A 21,799-nucleotide genomic window follows, 5' to 3' on the forward strand; every position below is an offset into this window, starting at 1 on the left:
TTAAAGAACGATGAAGCATAATAGAGCTACCGTCCTGAATTAAAATATTATCAAACTTGAACAAATCTTTTTTCGTGTACTTAAGCGCATCATTTATCCAACAATTAAAAACTCTATTTGTTACCTCTCGCATCAGTTCAGCTAGTTCAGGTTTAACTAACTGATTATGAAAAGGCTTATACTTAATAGACTGCCCTGTTAGCTGATTATAAACTCTTAATATTTCAGATAAATAAGTCGTTTTTTTATCCCCAAGCGCAGCAACAAGACTAACAACCATATGAAATGCGGTAATATTTCTTTCTCTTTTAGTAAAGACTACTTGTTTACCAAGTCGGTTCAGTTTTTTTTCACTTAGGATACTTTTTAACTTATTAATAAAAATGTTAGCATTCATTTGAAGCTCTTTTCTTGATTTTATGGCTTGTGTGGTAACAACCATTTGATCATGAATTGAGCTTCAACTCAATTTCTTAAGATCTTACCTATGACATCCATGTAGGCAACAAAGAGTAAATAGCCCCTAGAAAGAACCCTTTGGGCAGCGCCTGTTTGGCATTAATGCTACGTTATCGCCCATTTATGGGGAAATAACCACACTGCATAGGCTCTGCCTTGGCTAAATACCAAACAGACTGCTGCAAATTCAACCTTGAAAGTTCAACAGACCCTCATCAAATTTAAGTTTTAAGCGTGTCTTTATGGCGTGTTTGTCACTCAACCTATGTTATAATCCTGCGCAATTAGCTATTAAGGGTTATTACTTTGCAATTTATCGCACTTACTTCTATCGGAATCGAAAATTTATTGGTTGATGAACTAGCAGAACTTGGCGCAACCGTGTCCAAGCAAACTGTTGGTTCTGTTCGTTTTGAGGCTGACTCATTACTGGCGCAAAAGGTTTGTTTATCAAGTCGTTTTGCAACGCGTGTGCTTATGCTTATTGAAGAAAAAGAAGGCGTAGATGACAAGAATAGCCTGTACAATTTTGCGCGTTCGCAACCTTGGCAAGAATGGTTTGGGCCTACGCAAACATTCGCTGTCGACTTCAACGGTACTAACGATTCGTTAAAAAACACGCAATTTTCGGGTCTTGTAATAAAAGATGCGATTGTTGATTATTTTAATGATTTATACGAGCAACGACCTAACGTTGATAAACAAGACGCTAATGTGCGCGTTGTAGCACGACTAAACCGTTATGGCGTATCGATATATATTGACTATTCAGGCCCTCGTTTGTCTGAACGTGGTTACCGCCAAGGTCAAGGTAAAGCGCCAATTAAAGAGCATTTAGCTGCCGCGTTAATTAAGCGCAGTGGCTGGCTTGATAATGTTAAACAGCCTTTATTCGATCCATGTTGTGGTGCGGGTACTATTTTGATAGAAGCTGCCGGTATGGCACGAAACGAAGCACCGGGATTATTCCGTGAAGGCTTTGCTTTTGAGCGCCTACCAAGTTTTAGAGCCGCAAAGTTTAAAGAACTTAAAGAAGAGTTACTTGCTAACATTACCGATCCTAAATTGTGGTTAATTGGTCACGATTACGATGAGCAAGTATTAAGTAAAGCGATTGATAATGCCAAACGTGCTGAGCTTGATGATGTAATTAAGTTTAAGCAAAGTGATGCAACTAAACTTACCGCTGTTGCTAAATTACCGGGTGTTGTAATTTCAAACTTACCGTATGGTGAGCGTATTGGCTCTATGGCTGAACTTGTTGATTTACATCGTAATTTAGGTGTTGGCTTTAAAAAGCACTTTAATCACTGGAAACTTGCCTTACTTGGCATGGACGAGAGCTTATTTAAACTTTTAAAACTTGTGCGCCTTAAGCGTTATAAATTTAAAAATGGCCCGCTTGATGTAGAACTTAACTTATATCAATTAGATGATAAGCAAGTAAGCCTGACAACAGATGACAAAAAAGCGCTTAATTTTGAAGGCTCAACGTCATTTGCAAATCGTTTAAAAAAGAATAAGCAAGGTTTGAAAAACTGGCTTAAGCAAAATGAAATTACGGCTTATCGTGTTTACGAGGCTGATATTCCTGAATACAATGTTGCTGTAGATGTTTATGGTGATTCTGCGGTTATTTTCGAATACGCAGCGCCTAAAGAAATTGATGAAAAAACATCAGAAAAACGCCTGCAAGACGTAATCAGTTTAACAGCTCAACAGCTTGAAATTTCACCTGAAAACATTGCTGTAAAAGTACGTAAAAAGCAGAAGGGCGAAGATCAATATACAGCCATGGCCAAACAAAACCGGACTATGGTTGTTGAAGAGTTCGGTGCTAAGTTTAAAGTTAACTTATTTGACTACTTAGATACGGGCTTGTTTTTAGATCACCGTTTAATGCGCCGCTACATTCAAGAAAACGCTAAAGATAAACGTTTTTTAAACTTATTCGCATACACAGGTACGGCCTCTGTACACGCTGCACTTGGTGGTGCTAAAGCCATTACTACAGTCGATTTGTCAAAGACCTATTTAAAATGGGGTCAAGATAATTTTGACTTAAATGGTATTAGTAATACACGTTACCGCTTTGAACAAGCGGATTGTTTAAAATGGTTAGAGCATGCAACGGCGCAATACGATTTGATATTTTTAGATCCTCCAACGTTTTCAAATTCAAAACGTATGAAAGATGCATTTGATGTGCAGAGCGATCATATTAAATTATTAACCTGGGTTAAAAAGATTTTAAGCCCTTCAGGTACGCTGATTTTCTCTAATAACAAACGTGGCTTTGTGATGGATGAAGTTGGCTTGATTGGTTTAGGTTTAAAAGCCGTTAATATTTCAGATAAAACATTATCACCAGACTTTAAACGTAATAAAAAAATCCATAATAGCTGGCTAATTACGCATGGCTAAATGGGTTTTATATCACACTGATGGTTGCCACTTGTGCGAACACGCTGAGCAACTTATCACTGAGGTACTTAGTGATACTAGTGAGTTATTACTAATCGATATTATGACTGATGAGCGGCTTATAGCTGAGTATCAAATTACTATTCCTGTATTAAAAAGTGAAAAAGGCGAGCAATTATTTTGGCCTTTTACTTTATACACTGTGCGCGAATTTTTAGCACAAGCAGAATAAGAGCAAATAAGAACTATGGATTTAATTAGAATTTTAAAAGCACAACTTGCTTTTGGTACACATGCTTTGCTTAACAAAGCAGATGCCGTTATAGAAAGTGGCGAAAGGGTGTGTGTTGTTGGTCGAAATGGCGCGGGTAAGTCAACTCTATTAAAAGTGCTTGATGGCGAAGTTGTATTAGATGATGGTGAAATAAATCAGCTAGGCGGGATTAGAATTTCTCGTTTAGAACAAGATCCACCAAAAGGCGCAAATGGCACTGTATTTGATTATGTTGCGCAGGGTATGCCTGAGATTGCAAACTTACTAATTGATTTTCATCATGTAAGTAATGAGTTGCAAACAGTATGTACTGATAAGCTATTAAACAAACTTGAGCGTTTATCAACTCAATTAGAAGCAGTAGATGGTTGGCGTTTTGATAGCCGCATTCAACTGGTTTTAACACAATTAGAACTAACACCAGACGCTAAACTTGAATCGCTTTCGGGTGGTTGGCTACGTAAAGTGGCACTTGCACGTGCACTTGTTAGTGAGCCTGATTTATTACTGCTTGATGAGCCAACAAACCATTTAGACATGGCAAGTGTTATGTGGCTTGAGCAGTTTTTAAAAGAATTTAAAGGCGGTATTGTATTTATATCGCATGACCGTGCGTTTATTCGCGCTGTTGCAACGCGTATTTTAGATTTAGATCGCGGTAAACTAATATCCTACCCTGGTGATTATGCGACTTATTTAGAACAAAAAGCGCATGACTTAAAAGTTGAAGAAGCTCAAAATGCATTATTTGATAAGCGTTTAGCTGAAGAAGAAACGTGGATCCGCCAAGGCGTTAAAGCACGTAGAACGCGTAACGAAGGACGTGTTAGAGAGTTAAAGCAGCTTCGTACCGAACGTAAGCAACGTGTTGATCAAGTAGGTAAAACTGACTTTAATATTGAAACAGCAGATCGCTCTGGTAAATTGGTGTTTGAGGCTAAGCACCTTTCTCATGCATTTAAAGACAAAGTAATTGCAGATGACTTTTCAACACTGGTAATGCGTGGTGACAGAATCGGCCTAGTAGGTCCAAATGGTATTGGTAAAACAACACTATTGAAATTAATGTTTGGTAATCTAGCCCCCGATAGCGGCGAGACTAAACAAGGTGTTAATTTAGAGTTTGCTTATTTTGACCAATACCGTGAAAAGCTTGATGAAGAAGCAACTGTTCAAGATAACGTAGCAGAAGGCAAACAAGAAGTGATGATGGGCGGCCGTTCACGTCATGTACTTGGTTACTTGCAAGACTTCTTATTCCCGCCTGCACGAGCTCGTACACCGGTAAAAGCACTCTCTGGTGGTGAAAAAAATAGACTATTGTTAGCTAAACTGTTTTTAAAACCATCTAATATACTTGTTCTCGATGAGCCAACAAATGACTTGGACATTGAAACTTTAGAATTACTAGAGGACATCATTAATCAATATCAAGGTACAGTGCTTATTGTAAGCCATGACCGAGAATTTATTGATAATACATGTTCAAGCGTGTGGGCGTTTGAAGGTAATGGTAAAGTTACAGATATCGTAGGTGGTTATAGCGACTATGAAGCTTATGTTAGCTACTTAGCTGAACAAGAAAAAAAAACGCAGCAGCAACCAGTAAAAAAAGTTGAAAAAGTAGTCGCTCCAGTTGCTAAACCTGCAGCTAAGACTAATAAACTCTCTTACAAATTAAAACTTGAATTAGAGCAACTACCGAATAAAATGGAAAAGCTAGAAGCTGAAATAGAAGCTCAACAAGCTGTAGTTAGTGACTCAGATTTTTTTAAACAAGAGAGTGATGTTACAACTAAAGCATTGAACCATTTAGCACAACTTGAGTCTGACCTTGAAGCTGCGCTTGAGCGCTGGGAAGAACTTGAAGAATTACAGAATCAGTAGTAAGGACTAAAATGAAATATAAATTACTCGCTGCCAGTATTTTAGCGATATTAAGCACTTCAGCAACAAGTGCGACGTACCAGTTAAGTGAATTAGGGACTCTTGAAGACGCTAAATATTCTTATGTAAAAGATGTAAGCGAAAGCGGGCATATTATTGGTTTCGCAAATGGTTTATACAATTTACCTATTGATACCAGCTATATAGATTTTTCAGAGAATATTATCGAGAATAGTTACGATAATACAAAGGCTGCATTTGAGTTAAGTGATAAAGAGATAACCTTTACACTTGACGATATTGAAAATAATGATGCAGTACTTACTAATGCTGATGCACATACTTTTATGGTTAGTTTTTTATCTTCAATTTCTACAAATTTTGAATATCAAAAACTAAGTTCGTTAGTTGGTGTAAAGTACAACGATACACAAGTAACAGAGCAATCATTATTCGATGTTGCATCGGTTGATTATGATGGATTAACTCGCTCAACAAGTAATATTTTTAATGCTGTCAGTGAAGATGGCGTTACGGTTGGTTGGGGTAGTGCTCCTTACAATAAAGTATCTTTTACACCCGATGGCGATGATGAAGCAGAAACATGGTTTACTCATGAATTTATAGAACGTGGGATTGTAATAAGCGCTGATGGCATGATCAATGTTCCATTAGAACCAGAGTTTAATGAATACGGCGGCACAAGTCGTGCTAACGATATTGTTAAAACCAACAGTGGATATACTGTTGTAGGTAATATGTCTACAAGTATTCCAGATGACAGACAAGATAATATTGATGATAACTGTGATAATGAAGACGAACCAACGTCAGTATGTATCAACTTATTAAATACTAATATTTCACGAGGTTTATTTAATAAACGTGCTGTTAAATGGGAACTTGACGAATCACTGAATGTTATTTCTGTTAAAGAGCTTGGTTTAGCGCTTACACCTGATGAAGGTGAGACTGAAGATGACGCTTTTACAAGTACTGCTTTAGCAGTAAATAGTAATGGTATAATTGTAGGTTCATCGAATACGCGTTATTACAAAAATGACGATACGATTCTTACAATGCCAGTGTACTTTAAAGACGGTGCAGTTATTGATTTTATTGATCAAGAAGATGACTGGCAGGCTGGTAAAGCAATTGCTATAAATGATAATGATGTAATTACAGGTTATGCAACTAAGCGTATTGAAGGTACGCTTCGTAACAAGTTCTTCTATCATGATATAGCAACCGGTAATACTGTTTTCCCAACTGATTACTTTTCAAGTTCAAGCTCTTACGGTAACGATATAAATAATCAAGGCTATATTGTTGGTGAAGGTGAAGTGGGGGTTTCTGATAATACGCGTCGTAAAGAAGCATTTATTTATAAAATTGGTGAAGATAAAATCACTAATTTAAACGATTTACTGCCTTGTTTTGATACCGATGGCGAAACTAATTACGCTTATACAATGGCCGAAGCCACATCTATTAACGAGAATAATGAAATATTTGGAACTGCAACTAAAACAGTTGAAAAGCTTGATTCTTTAGGTGGTGTAGTAACTGATGTTAATGGTGAAATTGAATATGAGAGTATTGCAGTTGCAGTTAAACTAACGCCAATCGCAAATGGTGAAGTAGATGACTGTGCTCCGCCAGACGCAGAAGTCTATGAGCGTAACTCTGCTAGCTTCCCTTGGTATACACTATTGTTATTACCATTAGTTGGCTTAAGACGTATATTTCGCTTTTAAAGTTTATTAATATTGATTATAAAAAAACCAACTTAATAAAGTTGGTTTTTTTTCGTCTATAATATTTTATAAGATCAGGATTGCCATGAATCTTATAGTTATTATTTAGCTTTAACGCTACTAGTTATTACGTGCTAACCATGCTTTTTTAACAGAGCGGCGCCAAATAATATCAATACCAAAATAGCCGATAATAGATGCAATAGAAGCACACACTAATGAGCCAAGTAAAAACGCAGGGCCAATAGTTTCTATGCTTTCTAAAAACCAAGACCAACTTGCTTCAAATACAAAATGCTGTTCGGGTTGATTAAGTATTAGCGTACCGACTAAGTACGAGCCATAAAAAATAGGCGGCATAGTTAAAGGATTTGTAAGCCATACTAAAGCAACTGAAATAGGTAAGTTAACTCTAAAAATAATAGCGCCTGCTGCGGCTAAAACCATTTGAAAAGGAACAGGGATGAAAGCAAAGAATAACCCGACTGCAAATGCACCTCGAGCAGAACGTCTATTTAAATGCCAAAGATTTGCATCTTGTAAAAGGCGCCCAAATATTCTTAGTGATTTATGATGTCTAATTTTATTTGGATCAGGTAAAAATCTTTGGATCGTTTTTTTAGCCATTTAAAGCAACCATTTACATCAGTGTGGATAAGTCTTGGGTTTGTAATTGGCTCTATAGCAACCGTATTTTATTATCAAACTCTCGAATTTACAGTATTCACAATTTTCATTGTAATAATGAGCGCTTATTTTAAGCCGTTTTCAAACGTATTGTTAGGCTTTATTTGCGCAATTTGCTTTGTCGGACTGCATTTTTACGTTTTTTATAGTTTTGAAATACCAAAACCGGATGAAAAGTATGCACTAGAATCGACTTTGGTAATTGAAGAGGTTATTTCTGATAAAAAACCACAATATATCAAAGTTAAAATAGTAGCATTAGAAGGGAGCCATTTTTCAAACTTTAGAGCACCTAAAGCAATGCTCAGCATTAATTCAGTGCAGCCATTAATAGTCGGTGATGAGTTTTCTGCGTTAATTCATTTAAAACCTTTTCGTAGTAATAAAAATTTTAATGTATTTGATAATGAACGTTATGCTTTTATAAATAGGGTATTATTTAAAGGCAAAGTACTTAATAAAAACCTTGATATTATAAATGGCGACGACCAAAGTATCACTTTAGATTACCAACACTTTCTTAAAAACATCTATGCGGATACAAAGCTACAGTGGCTTTATTACGCATTGCTCAGTGGTGATAAGTCTTTGATGAGCTATGCAGATAAGCAATTAATGCAGTCTCTGGGATTAAGCCATTTACTCGCTATTTCAGGTCTACATATTGGCTTGATTTTTAGTTTTGGTTATCTATTTACTCGATTCATATTTTTAAGAGTTAATTTATCAATTGGGCAATCATCTAACCTTACTCTTTATTACAGTTCACTCGGTTTTTTAGCTGCCTTTATTTATGTATTCTTAAGTGAATTTATAGTATCGGCAACGCGAGCGCTCATTATGCTCGGATGTTATCTATTACTGTACTTTTTAGCTAAGCAGCCATTGCGTTGGCGTAGTATTTTATTTTCCTTAGTTATTGTTCTTATTGTTAACCCATTTAATTTACTCAACCCAGGACTCTATTTTTCATTTTTAGCAGTCGCTATCATTTTTACAGTTATTAATAAATTACCAATATTAAACACTCGCATAAAAAGCAAAGTTATTTCACTGTTTGTTATTCAAATAGCGTTATTTATTGGCTTATTACCGCTTTCACTCTATTTTTTTAATGGCGTCAGTATTGCGGGATTAATAATAAACTTAATTGCTATACCGCTGCTTTCAATCATTATTTTGCCATTTTTAATAGTTTTTACATTACTGAGTATGCTTTTAGATATAGGCATTTTAATAAATCTATTTGATACTGGTTTATATAAGTTATTTCAGTTGCTTAACGAAATTCCTGAATCGTTAAGGTGGATAACAACAGGGAGGATTGAGCCAATATTTGTCGTTTTTACTTATATTATTATGTTGATGATTTATTTCCTTCCTTATAAATGGCTCGCTTTTATTCCAGCAATAACGCTTTTATTAAATTATTGGTTAACAGAAAAGCCAAAGTGGCAAGTTCATGTATTTGACGTAGGTCATGGACTCATGGTGTTAATCGAGAAGGATAATCAAGCACTTATATATGACTTTGGGCCTAGCTACTTTAATCGTTTTAGCCGCACGCGAAGTATTTTATTGCCTTATATAAAAGCAAATAATTTAACAGTAAAAACAGCAATTTTAAGCCATGAAGATAATGATCACGCTGGAGGATTACAGCATTTTATTGATGCTGGATTAGAACATACATTAAAGCATTTCCACCCTAAAAACACCCAAGATGTATGTGATGTCACAAGTCTTAATTTTGCTGGGTTAAAAGTAGAAAGCTTTAGAACAAAAGGGTTTGGTAATGAAAATGATGACTCTTGTGTTGTTAGAGTGTCAGATAATACCTATAGCGTACTTCTTACTGGTGATATATCAAAAGCGCGTGAAGCATCGCTATTAACAGATAATAAATCGTTAAAGAGTACCGTAATGTTAAGCCCACATCATGGCAGCGATACATCCTCAAGCGTTAATTTCATTAACAATGTTGCGCCTGAAGTGGTGATTCATTCAAGTGCCTATAAAGGGCAGTGGGAATTCCCCAAGCCTCTTGTAGTTGAGCGTTATAAACAAATAAGTGCTCAGCAATTTACGACAGGTGTTGAAGGACAAATTAGTATTAAATTTTATGCAAAGAATTTGGCTATAGAAACAGCAAGAGCGCATGAAAGTTACTGGTTTATCAAAGATTGACGTTTAGTTTTATCTCATCGGAGGATACAATACAGACTGTTACTGTATTTAGAGAGTGTTATGGATCAAAGTACTACACAAATTTATAAACGTCTTGTCTCATATGTTGGCGCCTACAAAAGCGTGGCTTTCGTCGCAATTATTGGGATGATAGGTTATTCAGCAATGGATGCTTTATTTATTCAGTTAATGAAGCCGTTTATTGATCAAGGTTTGAACCAGCGTAATACAGAAGTTTTAAAGTACGCTCCTTTTGTCGTTATCGCGTTAGTACTCGGACGTGGAGTGTTCAACTTTATGTCTTCCTACTGCTTAAGTTATGTAGGCTCCCAAGTTGTACGTTCTTTACGCCAAGAGTTATTTGAGCACATACTTCATTTACCTGTGTCATTTCATGACAAAAACTCAACGGGTGATTTAATTTCAAAAATTACCTTTGATACAGAACAAGTTCAACAAGCAATTACTAAAGCATTACTAATAGTCGTACGTGAAGGGGCGTTTGTTGTATTTTTACTGGCTGTGATGTTTTATACCAGCTGGCAATTATCACTGATATTTTTAGTGATCATTCCATTAGTGGCTATTATTGTTGCCGTAGTATCTAAACGCTTTCGCCATATTTCAAAAAATATTCAATCGGCTATGGGGCAAGTGACTCGCAGTTCTGAGCAAATGTTAAGTGGGCATAAAGTAATTCATGGTTTTGGTGGTCAAGATCAAGAGATTAATCTCTTTTCAAAAATTAATAATCATAACCGTCAGCAACGTATTAAAATGGATGCTACTAAAGCGCTTAGCGTGTCTATTATTCAAATTTTAGCGGCAAGCGCTATGGCTGTTATTTTGTGGGCGGTGTCTCTTCCATCAATGATTGATACAATTACCTCTGGTGACTTCATGGCATTAATTGCCTCTATGATGATGTTACTTCGCCCACTAAAACAACTTGCCAATGTAAACAGCGATATGCAGCGAGGCATTTCTGCAGCGCAAAGTATATTTTTAGTTTTAGACGAAGAAATGGAAAAAGATACCGGCACTGTTTCAGTTGATAAAGTTAAAGGTTTAATTGAAGTTAAGAACGTAACCTTCAAGTATCCAACGAAAGATGAAGCCGTATTAAACGATTTATCATTAACGATTAAAGCGGGCGAAAGTATTGCCTTAGTAGGGCGCTCAGGCTCAGGTAAGTCAACAATTTCTAACTTGTTACCCCGCTATTATGACTTAGAGCTACCGAGTGAAATATTACTGGATGGCATAGCACTACAGGACTATAAATTAACAGATTTGCGTCGCCAATTTGCTTTAGTGTCTCAGCAGGTCGTGTTATTTAACGATACGATTGCCAACAATATTTGTTATGGCATAAAGCACGATGTGTCTGTTGAAGAGTTAGAGCAAGTTGCAAAACAAGCCCATGTTTGGGAATTTGTTAAAGACCTTCCTGAGAAATTAAATACCATGGTAGGTGAAAATGGGGTGATGCTCTCAGGTGGCCAACGCCAACGAATTGCTATAGCGCGTGCAATATTAAAAGATGCCCCTATTTTAATTTTAGATGAAGCAACCTCAGCACTTGATACAGAGTCTGAAAAGCTTATTCAGCAAGCATTAGAAACGCTAATGAAAGATAAAACCTCTATTGTTATTGCGCATCGATTATCTACTATCGAAAATAGCGACCGAATTTATGTTATTGATAATGGTCGTGTAATAGAAAGTGGCGATCATAATAGCTTACTAGCAAATGACGGTACTTATTCAGCGCTTTGCAAAATGCAGTTTGGTGATCAGGCGTGAGCAAAATAGAACAAAGTTGGTATAAACCATTTGGTTTAATTACCTTGTTGTTATTGCCTTTAAGTGCTTTGTTTTGGCTTATATCGTCATTTCGTAAATTTTTGTACCGCACTAAAATCCTTAAATCATTTGAGTGTAAAACGCCTGTTATTGTAGTCGGCAATATAAGTGTAGGCGGAAATGGTAAAACACCTTTTGTTTTGTGGCTTTATGAATATTTGACAGAGCAAGGCTTATCAGTGGGTATTATTAGTCGAGGTTATGGTGGGCAATCAGATAATTACCCATTATTAGTCACTTCAGTTGTTGATGCCCAGCAGGCTGGAGATGAGCCTGTACTTTTATACCACCGTTTAAAGTGCCCAATAGCGGTTGGCCCTAATAGACAACACAATATCGATTTATTAGAGAGTAACCATACATTAGATGTCATTATTTCTGATGACGGAATGCAGCATTATAAAATGCCTCGCAGCATTGAGTGTTGTATTGTTGATAGTGAACGCCGCTTTGGTAATGGTTTTGTTATGCCTGCAGGGCCACTTCGCGAAACCACTAAACGCTTACAAAGCGTTGATATAGTAATTGAAAATGGCGGTGAGGCTAATAATAGCTACGTGCTGCAAGTAAGTAACCTTCGCTTAGTTAATTCAAGTGATGATGTAATTCCTACAGTGAGCCATGCACATGCAATAAGTGCGATTGGTAACCCTAAACGGTTTGAAAACTCATTAGAAGCACAAGGCATTACGTTACTATCGACTCATCATTTTAGAGATCATTATGCTTACAACGCAGATGATTTTACCCAGTTTGGTGATGACTGCATTATAATGACCGAAAAAGACGCGGTTAAATGTAGTTCCTTTGCAAAACCTAATTGGTATTATTTACCTGTAGATGCACAACCTACCGATAACGTAATAAACACATTAAATTCAATATTAAAAGAAAAAGGAATACTCAATGGCCTTTGATTCAAAACTACTCGAAATAATTGCCTGCCCAGTTTGTAAGGGCAAATTACGCTTTGATAGAGAAAACAACGAATTAATTAGCACTGCTGCTAAGCTAGCTTATCCCGTTCAAGATGATATTCCGGTATTGCTTGAAAACGAAGCACGTGAGTTGTCTTTAGAAGAGGTTGAAAAGTGGAATTCGTAGTTGTAATTCCAGCTCGTTTTGCATCCACTCGACTACCGGGTAAGCCGCTTGCTGATATTTGCGGTAAGCCAATGGTTCAACATGTTTACGAAAAAGCATGTTTATCAGGTGCTAGCAAAGTTGTTATAGCAACCGATCATCAAAAAGTATTCGATGCAGTGAGTTTATTTACTAGTGATGTAGTAATGACTCGTGAAGATCACCAATCGGGTACTGAGCGTTTAGCTGAAGTGGTTGATTTACTTAATCTCGATAGCAATACAATTGTGGTTAACGTACAAGGCGATGAGCCATTACTTGCACCAGAAAATGTATCTCAAGTTGCTGCACTATTAAGTGATTCGACAGCACCAATGGCAACGTTAAGTGTTGCTATTGAAGAGCGTGATGAAGTATTTAATCCTAATGCCGTTAAAGTGGTTAGTGATATCAATAAAAATGCGCTGTACTTTTCTCGTGCAAGTATACCATTTGATAGAAGTACAATGATGAATGACAGCAGTGCTCTTAATTTAGCACCGTTCCAGCGTCATGTAGGTATTTATGCATACAGAGCGGGTTTTATTAAACAATATATAGAGCTGAGTGTATCGCCACTTGAGTTACTTGAATCGCTTGAGCAATTACGTGTGTTGTATCATGGTTATAAAATTAAAATAGAACAAGCTCAAATAGCACCTCATGCAGGGGTTGATACGGCCGATGACTTAGCAAAAGTGATAGCGCATATTAAAAGTACCAACGCGTGAGTGAACAAATAAATAAAATATTAAAAATCGTATTCACTCATAACGATTTTTATATTTTAGAAAAACCTGCGGGTCTTAATTTTCATTCAGAAGACGGACCCGGCTTTGTTGTGTTAGCCGAAAAACAATTATCGCAAAAGCTTTATGCTGTTCATCGATTAGATAAAGTGACATCAGGGCTTATTATTTTAGCCAGAAATAAAGCCGCCGCGGCTGCTTTTACTGTGATGTTTACAGAGCATGCAATTGATAAATTTTATTTAGCGATTAGTGATGCTAAACCTAAAAAAAAGCAAGGTTGGATAAAGGGCGATATGGCTAAATCTCGCCGAGGTTCATTTAAGTTACTAACGAGCAAGCTTAATCCTGCAATTACTCGGTTCTATTCTTTAAGCTACAAGCCTGGGTTTAGAGGATATATTTTAAAACCTTACTCTGGAAAGACGCATCAATTAAGAGTGGCACTAAAAAGTGTTGGCTCAGCTATTTTAGGCGATGCAATGTATTCAGGTACGCCTTCAAATCGTACCTATTTACATGCATATGCCTTGAGCTTTTTATGGCAAGGTGAGCAAATACAGCTTAGTTTATTACCTGATAGTGGTGATGAGTATTTAGCGTTAATTAAACATCAAGATTTTCAAGCATGGCAGTCGCCATGGCAACTGGATTGGTAAATGAGCGAAAAAGTTACAGATATACGTTTTGGCGGAATTAAACGTTTATATGGTCATCAACAATTTGAATGGCTTCAAGATGCACACTTTTGTGTTGTAGGTATCGGTGGTGTAGGGAGCTGGACTGCTGAAGCACTTGCACGGACAGGTGTTGGTAAAATAACATTGATTGATTTGGATGATATTTGCGCCACTAACGTAAATAGACAAATTCACGCGTTAACTGGCACTATTGGCCAAGCTAAAGTAGATGCAATGAAAGTGCGCTGCGAGCTCATTAATCCACAGTGCCAAGTTAATGTAATAGATGACTTTATTACCCTTGATAATATTCAAGAACATATTCAAGGTTTTGATTACGTAATAGATTGTATTGATGCAGTTAAAGAAAAAGCGGCATTAATAGCGCATTGCAAACGTAATAAGCTGCCTATAATTACAACCGGTGGTGCTGGCGGGCAAACTGACCCTAGCCAAATAACCTTTGGTGATGTAGCAAAAACTACGCAAGATCCATTACTTGCAAAAGTACGTTATATTTTACGCAAGCAGTATAATTTTAGTAATAACCCTAAGCGTAAGTTTAATATTGACTGTGTTTACTCTACAGAGCAATTGGTTTACCCAGGAAGCGATGGCAGTGTATGTCATGCAAAGCAAAGTGCTGATGGCACGATGAATATGGACTGTAATAATGGCTTTGGCTCTGTGACTATGATCACAGGAAGTTTCGGCTTTTTTGTTGCGGCAAAAGCCGTGCGTAAATACTTAGATAAAAAACAACGATCACAAGCTTAGTTAATCTGAACTCTGGTTAAGAGCTTAATAACATTATTAAATAATAAAGGTATTTAATAATACTCCTCTCTAGCCAGTGATTTTCAGTGAAAATAAAGCGAATTTACGCGTCGAGGCTAACCTATCGCAAGTAAATTCAAAGCAGTTAGCGTTAAAAATGCAGCTAGAGATATATTATTATCCAGACTTCAGGTTAACTAAGCTTGTGTTGTGCCATGGTTTGTATTTTATCAACCATGGCTTTAATACCATTACCACGTGATGCGCTTAAGTGGCTTATAAGGCCGAGCTTTTCAAATTCTTCATACGCATTTTTATTCACCACTTGCTCTGGTGTGAGCCCATTGTAAAGCGCTAAAATAACGGCTAATAATCCTTTTACTATACGTGTATCTGAGTCACCAATTACAACAAGTGTATTTTCTGTTAAATCAAATTCAACAAACATCCATACTTTGCTTTCACAGCCAGGCACAAGTGCGTCATCAGTTTTTAGAACATCGGGTAACACAGGTAAAGTTTTGCCCAAAAGCATTATTTCACGATATTTTTGCTGCCAAGCGGGGGCATTTTTTATAGATTCTGTAACTTTGTTAAACGTATTTGTCATGAGTTATCCTAATTAATTCTATTAAAGTGACGTTTAGTCTAATAAAGCGATGCATTTTTTAAGTGAATTAATAAATATATCTACATCGTTGTAAGTGTTATAGAAAGAAAAGCTCGCTCTTAGTGTTCCATTAACCCCTAAATGTGTCATTAGGGGTTGCGTGCAATGGTGTCCACTTCTAACTGCTACCCCATATCCGTCAAGTAAAGTTGCCAAATCATAAGGATGTTCATCATTTAAGTTAAAGCAGAGAGTACCAATATTGTCAGATAGGTTGCTGTATATTGTAATACCCTCGACCTTAACTAGTGCTTGGGCAGCGTAGCTAAATAATTTTTGTTCATATTGTCGCATTTGTGCGTGATCTAATTTATTTAAATAATCTAATGCAGCACCAAAGCCTAAAACCCCCGAAATATTTGGTGTTCCAGTTTCAAATTTTGCGGGCGCAGGACGATAAGTACTGTGAGTTAAGTAAACTTTATCGATCATTTCTCCACCTGATTGGTATATATCTAAAGCGTTTAGTTCTTCATATCGACCATAAAGCACACCTAAGCCTGTTGGACCGAGCATTTTGTGGCTTGAACACACATAAAAATCACAGTTTAATTCACGTAAATCGGGTTTTAAATGCATGGCACCTTGTGCACCATCAACTAAAACAAGTGAACCTTCATCTTTAGCAGCTTTTATCAATGGCTTTAAATTGGTGATATTACCAAGCGTATTAGACGCTTGTGTAATAGCTAATAGGGAAGGCTTTGTTTGCTTTATAAATTCACAGCATTGTTCTGTTTCAAGCGTACCATCTTGATTGAGTGGAAGCGTAACCAACTTAGCACCTGTTTGTTGGCTAAGTATCTGCCAAGGAACAATATTGGCGTGATGCTCGAGAACAGATATGACGATGGTATCATTTTCGTCTAATCGATTTCTTAAACCATTGGTGACCAAGTTAATGGCTTCTGTAGCACCTTTAGTCCATACAATTTCTTTACTAAACACATTAAAATACTGCGCTATTTTATCTCGTACTTGTTCATATAAATGAGTGGCTTGATCGCTAAGTGTATGGCGGCCACGGTGTACATTAGCGTTTTGAAACGTATAGAATTCAGTCATTGTATCTATAACTGATTGAGGCTTTTGTGAGGTTGCTGCAGAGTCCAAATAAACCAGCGGGCAGCCGTTTATTGTTTGATTTAATGTTGGGAAATCGTTTCTAATTTTATTTATATCAAACTTTAAAGCAGGCATGGCTCATCTACATCTTCATTTAAAGGCAGGAATTGTAATCTGTTTATGATATTTCTCAAGTACAGGTTAATAAAAAAGGCCGCAAAAGCGGCCTTTTTCAAACTAACAGCGTTAATTAACGCTTGTCAGTTGATACGTAGTCACGTTGAGTGTAACCAGTATACATTTGGCGAGGACGGCTGATCTTATGACCAGGTTGAGATAGCATCTCATCCCAGTGAGTGATCCAACCAACAGTACGTGCCATTGCAAAGATTACAGTGAACATGCTTGTTGGAATACCAATCGCTTTTAAGATAATACCAGAGTAGAAATCTACATTAGGGTATAGTTTCTTCTCTACAAAGTACGGGTCTTCTAGCGCGATTTTCTCAAGTTTCATTGCAATATCAAGCAATGGATCTTGGATATTAAGCTCAGCTAAAACTTCATGACACGTTTGACGCATTACTGTAGCGCGTGGGTCAAAGTTTTTGTAAACACGGTGTCCAAAGCCCATAAGGCGGAACGGGTCTGCTTTATCTTTCGCTTTTGCTACATATTCATCGATACGATCAACTGAACCAATCTCTTCTAACATGTTTAAACATGCTTCGTTTGCGCCGCCGTGAGCAGGTCCCCATAAAGATGCAATACCAGCAGCAATACATGCATACGGGTTAGCACCCGATGAACCTGCAAGACGTACTGTAGACGTTGATGCATTTTGTTCATGATCAGCATGAAGCATGAATATTTTATCCATTGCTTTAGCTGTTATAGGGTTAACTTTGTATTCTTCAGCAGGTACAGAGAACATCATGTGTAAGAAGTTTTCTGCATAGCTTAAATCATTACGTGGATAAACGAACGGTTGGCCGATATTTGTTTTATAAGCCATTGCAGCAATAGTTGGCAATTTAGCAACTAATTTAACAGCGCTTGTTTTACGTTGGCTAGCATCAGTAATATCAAGGTCTTCATGATAGAAAGATGATAAAGCGCCCACTACACCACACAGCATAGCCATTGGGTGAGCATCAAAACGGAAACCTTGGAAAAAGTTAGCAATTTTCTCATCCAGCATAGTGCTGCGAGTTATTTGCTTAGCAAACTCTTCGTATTGCTCTTTTGTTGGTAATTCACCGTTAAGCAATAAATAGCAAAGTTCAATGTAGTTTGAATCCTCAGCTAATTGCTCAATTGGATAACCTCGGTGAAGTAGAACACCTTTACCACCATCAATGTAGGTGATTGCAGATTCACAAGAACCAGTCGACATGAAACCTGGGTCATAAGTAAAGTGACCGTATGAACCTAACGTACGTACGTCGATTACATCTTGGCCAGCAGTGCCTTGATAAATTGGAAGTTCGATTGGATCTAGCCCATCAATATGGACTGTGGCTTTCTTATCTGCCATCGTTATGTATCTCCTATTAAGATATCTATTCTGATTTTTAGATTTTAAAGTTCTAAAATCTGTTTTAAGCACATCTTCGCATTTTAACGTGAAAGAGGGGGTTAAAGTCAATTTTTATAAACATTATGCATATATGTATAATAAATATTCGGTATTAATTAAATATAATACTATTGGCTAATTCGAAAACATCTCTAAATAAACAAGAATTGTAAAAAGCCCTGTGGGTATATATACTAACGGTGGTTTTAAACCGTATTGTATTTGGGTAAACACTTTCTTAACATCTTAAAATTTACATGATTGTGAACTTTAATTGTTTTGATACGTTTATTTTGATAGTTCCATCAGTAATATTTGGTGGGTTTTTAGAAAAACAAGTAGATGAGCTCCACTGTGAGCAAAGATGGGCAAGTAACTGTGAAAAAGCAAAGACCTGTAAATCTAGATCTAACAACTATATCTATGCCGGCAACGGCTAAAGCTTCAATTTTTCACCGCGTCACCGGTGTTGCATTGTTTTTTGCTTTAACGTTTGTCATTTGGGCTTGGTCTGAGTCCCTCTCTTCAGCTGAAAGTTTTGAATTCGTCAAGGGTCTGTTTAACGGATTCATTGCCAAATTTATAGCTTGGGGCACTGTTTCTGTATTAGTTTATCACCTTATCGGTGGTATTCGTCATATGATTATGGATATGGGACATTGGGAAGAACTCGAATCAGGTAACCTCAGCGCTAAAGTTTCAATGGCTCTTGGTGTTGTGTTTGCCGTATTGGCAGGGGTGTGGATATGGTTTTAAATCAAGCAACTCTAAAACGTGATGGTGTACAAGATTTCGTATCTTTACGTACCACGGCATTAATAATCAGCGCGTACGCGATTTTTATTATCGGCTATTTTCTAGCGACGCCAGAAGTCACATTCGAAGCCTGGACAGGCCTCTTCTCTAACCTAGCAATTAAAGGGTTTACTTTAATTACCCTTGTTTGCATTATGGTTCATACCCACATTGGCCTTTGGCAAGTTCTTACAGACTATGTTAAGTGCGCTAAGCTTCGTGCAGCTTTAGGTTTTGTATTGAGCCTAATGTCACTTGCTTACGTAGCTATTGGTCTAATCGTATTATGGGGTGTTTAAGTGAAATATTCTGTTCGTGAATTTGATGCCGTAGTAATTGGTGCAGGTGGTGCAGGTATGCGCGCTGCTTTAGCAATTACAGAATCTGGCAAAACGTGTGCATTAATATCTAAAGTATTTCCAACGCGTTCACACACTGTATCTGCTCAAGGCGGTATTACGGTTGCGCTTGGTAATTCACACGAAGACAACTGGGAATGGCATATGTACGATACCGTTAAAGGTTCCGATTTTATCGGTGACCAAGACGCTATCGAATACATGTGTCAAACTGGCCCAGAAGCTATTACTGAATTAGAAAACATGGGTTTACCATTTTCTCGTTTTGAAAATGGCCGTGTTTACCAACGTCCTTTCGGTGGTCAATCGAAAAACTTTGGTGGTGAACAAGCCGCACGTACTGCAGCTGCTGCTGACCGTACTGGTCATGCTTTATTACACCTTCTTTACCAACAAAACGTTAAAAACAAAACAAATGTATTCTCTGAATGGTATGCACTTGATTTAGTTAAAAACGATAATGGTGATGTAGTAGGGTGTACTGCAATTGAGATTGAAACTGGTGAAATCACTTTCTTCAAATCTAAAGCAGTTGTATTAGCTACTGGTGGTGCAGGTCGTATATTTGCATCAACAACTAATGCTCACATTAACACTGGTGACGGTGTTGGTATGGCAACACGTGCTGGTATTTCTATGCAAGACATGGAAATGTGGCAGTTCCACCCAACGGGTATTGCAGGTGCTGGTACGCTAGTAACTGAAGGTTGTCGTGGTGAAGGCGGTTATCTTTTAAACAAAGATGGCGAGCGCTTCATGGAACGTTACGCACCAAACGCAAAAGACTTAGCGTCTCGCGACGTTGTTGCGCGTTCAATGATGACTGAAATCCGTGAAGGCCGTGGTTGTGATGGTCCTTGGGGTCCACATCTTAAGTTAAAACTTGACCATTTAGGTGAAGAAACGCTTAACTTACGTCTTCCTGGCGTATGTGACCTTGCTAAAACATTTGCTCACGTTGACCCTGCTAAAGAGCCAATTCCAGTAATTCCAACTTGTCATTATATGATGGGTGGTGTTCCTACTAATGTAAATGGACAAGCGCTACAAATCGATGCTCAAGGCAACGAAACAGTAGTTCAAGGTTTATTTGCAGTAGGTGAGATTGCCTGTGTATCTGTACACGGTGCAAACCGCTTAGGTGGTAACTCATTACTAGATTTAGTTGTGTTTGGTCGTGCTGCGGGTAACTTCTTAGGTAAGTACCTGAATGACGTTGAAATATCTAAAGCGGCTTCAGAATCAGACTTAGAAGCGTCTCTTGCACGTTACAATCGTTGGGAAAATTCAACGGCTGGCCAAGGTGAAGATCCAGTTCAAATCAAAAAAGACCTACAGCAATGTATGCAGCTTAACTTCTCGGTATTCCGTGAAGGTGATTCAATGGCTTCAGGTCTTCAAGAACTTAAAGAAATTCGTGAACGTCTGCAACATGCTCGTCTTGATGATAAATCATCAGACTTCAACACGCAGCGTATCGAATGTCTTGAACTAGATAACTTAATGGAAACAGCTTACTCAACTGCAGTAGCTGCAAACTTCCGTACAGAAAGCCGTGGTGCACATTCTCGCTTTGACTTCCCAGATCGTGATGACGAAAACTGGTTATGTCACTCAGTATTCAATCCATTAACGGATGAAATGAGCAAGCGTGATGTAAACTATGCGCCTAAAACGCGTGAAGCTTTCCCACCTAAAGCACGTGTTTACTAGGAGATAGACGATGGCACAAGTACAATTTTCAGTTTATCGTTATAATCCAGATGTTGACAACGCTCCTCGTATGCAAGAATACACCTTGCAAACAGAGGAAGGTCACGACATGATGGTATTGGATGCACTTATTCTTTTAAAAGAACAAGATCCAACATTATCTTTCCGTCGTTCATGCCGTGAAGGTGTGTGTGGATCTGATGGTGTTAACATGAATGGTAAAAATGGTTTAGCATGTATTACTCCTTTATCTACGCTGCAAAAAAATGGCAAAGGTAAAATCGTAGTACGTCCATTACCAGGTTTACCGGTGGTTCGTGACCTTGTTATTGACATGAGTCAGTTCTACACTCAGTACGAAAAAGTTAAACCTTATCTAATTAATGATCAGCCTGCAGCAGGCGAACGTCTTCAATCTATTGAAGAACGTGATAAATTAGATGGGCTATATGAGTGTATTTTGTGTGCATGTTGTTCAACATCGTGTCCTTCGTTCTGGTGGAATCCAGACAAGTTCATTGGTCCAGCAGGCCTTCTTCACGCTTACCGTTTCTTGGCTGATAGCCGAGATACAGCAACTGAAGAACGTTTAGCGGATTTAGACGATGCGTTCAGTGTGTTCCGTTGCCACAGTATCATGAACTGTGTTAGCGTTTGTCCTAAGGGTCTTAATCCGACCAAAGCAATTGGACAAATCAAATCTATGTTATTAAACCGAGCGGTTTGATTACTTAGTAAACGTAAGATGG

Annotated in this window: 19 protein-coding genes and 1 pseudogene; 15 read left to right on the top strand and 5 right to left on the bottom strand. The window is 37.6% G+C overall.

The window, feature by feature from the left end; translation table 11 throughout:
- A pseudogene (locus I6F53_RS07870) lies at window positions 1–397 on the bottom strand (IS4 family transposase); the annotation flags it as partial.
- Between the two features lie 368 nt (window positions 398–765).
- Here I6F53_RS07870 and rlmKL point away from each other — a divergent pair.
- From rlmKL to I6F53_RS07890, 4 genes are read left to right on the top strand one after another with little or no spacing between them, the layout of a single operon-like run.
- A complete protein-coding gene (rlmKL, locus tag I6F53_RS07875) occupies window positions 766–2,883 on the top strand; it encodes a bifunctional 23S rRNA (guanine(2069)-N(7))-methyltransferase RlmK/23S rRNA (guanine(2445)-N(2))-methyltransferase RlmL (RefSeq protein WP_197239105.1) in 2,118 nt (705 codons plus the stop codon).
- Complete coding sequence (locus tag I6F53_RS07880; protein ID WP_166419642.1) at window positions 2,876–3,115, top strand: glutaredoxin family protein; 240 nt, start codon at window positions 2,876–2,878, stop codon at window positions 3,113–3,115. Before rlmKL ends, I6F53_RS07880 begins: the two co-directional genes overlap by 8 nt.
- A gap of 15 nt (window positions 3,116–3,130) precedes the next feature.
- Complete coding sequence (gene uup / locus I6F53_RS07885) at window positions 3,131–5,044, top strand: ATP-binding cassette ATPase Uup (protein WP_197239106.1); 1,914 nt, start codon at window positions 3,131–3,133, stop codon at window positions 5,042–5,044.
- Window positions 5,045–5,055: 11 nt separating this feature from the next.
- On the top strand, window positions 5,056–6,801 hold the full coding sequence (locus tag I6F53_RS07890; RefSeq protein WP_197239107.1) for a DUF3466 family protein: 1,746 nt from the start codon (window positions 5,056–5,058) through the stop codon (window positions 6,799–6,801).
- Window positions 6,802–6,921: 120 nt separating this feature from the next.
- Here I6F53_RS07890 and I6F53_RS07895 read toward each other — a convergent pair whose 3' ends face one another.
- A complete protein-coding gene (locus I6F53_RS07895) occupies window positions 6,922–7,428 on the bottom strand; it encodes a DUF2062 domain-containing protein (RefSeq protein WP_166376839.1) in 507 nt (168 codons plus the stop codon).
- On the opposite strand from I6F53_RS07895, the gene I6F53_RS07900 reads away from it, so the two are divergent.
- The 7 genes from I6F53_RS07900 to tcdA are packed head-to-tail and all read left to right on the top strand — an operon-like array spanning window position 7,408 to window position 14,869.
- Complete coding sequence (locus I6F53_RS07900) at window positions 7,408–9,675, top strand: DNA internalization-related competence protein ComEC/Rec2 (RefSeq protein ID WP_197239108.1); 2,268 nt, start codon at window positions 7,408–7,410, stop codon at window positions 9,673–9,675. The genes I6F53_RS07895 and I6F53_RS07900 overlap by 21 nt on opposite strands.
- A gap of 60 nt (window positions 9,676–9,735) precedes the next feature.
- Entirely contained in the window at window positions 9,736–11,481 is a 1,746-nt protein-coding gene (gene msbA / locus I6F53_RS07905) for a lipid A export permease/ATP-binding protein MsbA (protein ID WP_197178144.1), read from the top strand.
- Window positions 11,478–12,458 (top strand): tetraacyldisaccharide 4'-kinase, encoded by a 981-nt coding sequence (lpxK, locus tag I6F53_RS07910; protein WP_197178145.1) that lies wholly within the window; start codon window positions 11,478–11,480, stop codon window positions 12,456–12,458. Before msbA ends, lpxK begins: the two co-directional genes overlap by 4 nt.
- Window positions 12,448–12,645 carry a Trm112 family protein gene (locus I6F53_RS07915; protein ID WP_024599582.1) on the top strand — a complete coding sequence of 66 codons (198 nt, stop codon included), beginning with the start codon at window positions 12,448–12,450 and terminating at the stop codon, window positions 12,643–12,645. The genes lpxK and I6F53_RS07915 overlap by 11 nt, the downstream gene beginning before the upstream one ends.
- Window positions 12,633–13,394, top strand: a complete 762-nt coding sequence (kdsB, locus tag I6F53_RS07920; RefSeq protein WP_166419635.1) for a 3-deoxy-manno-octulosonate cytidylyltransferase — start codon at window positions 12,633–12,635, stop codon at window positions 13,392–13,394. Before I6F53_RS07915 ends, kdsB begins: the two co-directional genes overlap by 13 nt.
- Complete coding sequence (locus tag I6F53_RS07925) at window positions 13,391–14,071, top strand: TIGR01621 family pseudouridine synthase (RefSeq protein ID WP_197178146.1); 681 nt, start codon at window positions 13,391–13,393, stop codon at window positions 14,069–14,071. The genes kdsB and I6F53_RS07925 overlap by 4 nt, the downstream gene beginning before the upstream one ends.
- A complete protein-coding gene (gene tcdA / locus I6F53_RS07930; RefSeq protein WP_197178147.1) occupies window positions 14,072–14,869 on the top strand; it encodes a tRNA cyclic N6-threonylcarbamoyladenosine(37) synthase TcdA in 798 nt (265 codons plus the stop codon).
- A 193-nt stretch (window positions 14,870–15,062) separates the two neighbouring features.
- Here tcdA and I6F53_RS07935 read toward each other — a convergent pair whose 3' ends face one another.
- From I6F53_RS07935 to I6F53_RS07945, 3 genes are all read right to left on the bottom strand, one after another.
- Window positions 15,063–15,479 (bottom strand): SufE family protein, encoded by a 417-nt coding sequence (locus tag I6F53_RS07935; RefSeq protein WP_197178148.1) that lies wholly within the window; start codon window positions 15,477–15,479, stop codon window positions 15,063–15,065.
- A gap of 33 nt (window positions 15,480–15,512) precedes the next feature.
- Window positions 15,513–16,739: an aminotransferase class V-fold PLP-dependent enzyme gene (locus I6F53_RS07940; protein WP_197178149.1), complete on the bottom strand. Its 1,227-nt coding sequence runs from the start codon at window positions 16,737–16,739 to the stop codon at window positions 15,513–15,515.
- A gap of 115 nt (window positions 16,740–16,854) precedes the next feature.
- Complete coding sequence (locus tag I6F53_RS07945; protein WP_166419630.1) at window positions 16,855–18,141, bottom strand: citrate synthase; 1,287 nt, start codon at window positions 18,139–18,141, stop codon at window positions 16,855–16,857.
- 420 nt (window positions 18,142–18,561) lie between these two features.
- Here I6F53_RS07945 and sdhC point away from each other — a divergent pair, with 420 nt between their 5' ends.
- The 4 genes from sdhC to I6F53_RS07965 are packed head-to-tail and all read left to right on the top strand — an operon-like array spanning window position 18,562 to window position 21,777.
- The gene (gene sdhC, locus I6F53_RS07950) at window positions 18,562–18,939 is read left to right on the top strand and encodes a succinate dehydrogenase, cytochrome b556 subunit (RefSeq protein WP_166419657.1); all 378 of its coding nucleotides are present in this window, start codon (window positions 18,562–18,564) and stop codon (window positions 18,937–18,939) included.
- Window positions 18,930–19,277 carry a succinate dehydrogenase, hydrophobic membrane anchor protein gene (sdhD, locus tag I6F53_RS07955; protein ID WP_197239109.1) on the top strand — a complete coding sequence of 116 codons (348 nt, stop codon included), beginning with the start codon at window positions 18,930–18,932 and terminating at the stop codon, window positions 19,275–19,277. Before sdhC ends, sdhD begins: the two co-directional genes overlap by 10 nt.
- Window positions 19,278–21,050: a succinate dehydrogenase flavoprotein subunit gene (gene sdhA, locus I6F53_RS07960; protein WP_166419628.1), complete on the top strand. Its 1,773-nt coding sequence runs from the start codon at window positions 19,278–19,280 to the stop codon at window positions 21,048–21,050.
- Window positions 21,051–21,060: 10 nt separating this feature from the next.
- On the top strand, window positions 21,061–21,777 hold the full coding sequence (locus I6F53_RS07965) for a succinate dehydrogenase iron-sulfur subunit (protein ID WP_002961804.1): 717 nt from the start codon (window positions 21,061–21,063) through the stop codon (window positions 21,775–21,777).
- Window positions 21,778–21,799: the final 22 nt, after the last annotated feature.

The organism is Pseudoalteromonas sp. SWN29, assembly GCF_015864465.1.
Lineage (GTDB): Bacteria > Pseudomonadota > Gammaproteobacteria > Enterobacterales > Alteromonadaceae > Pseudoalteromonas.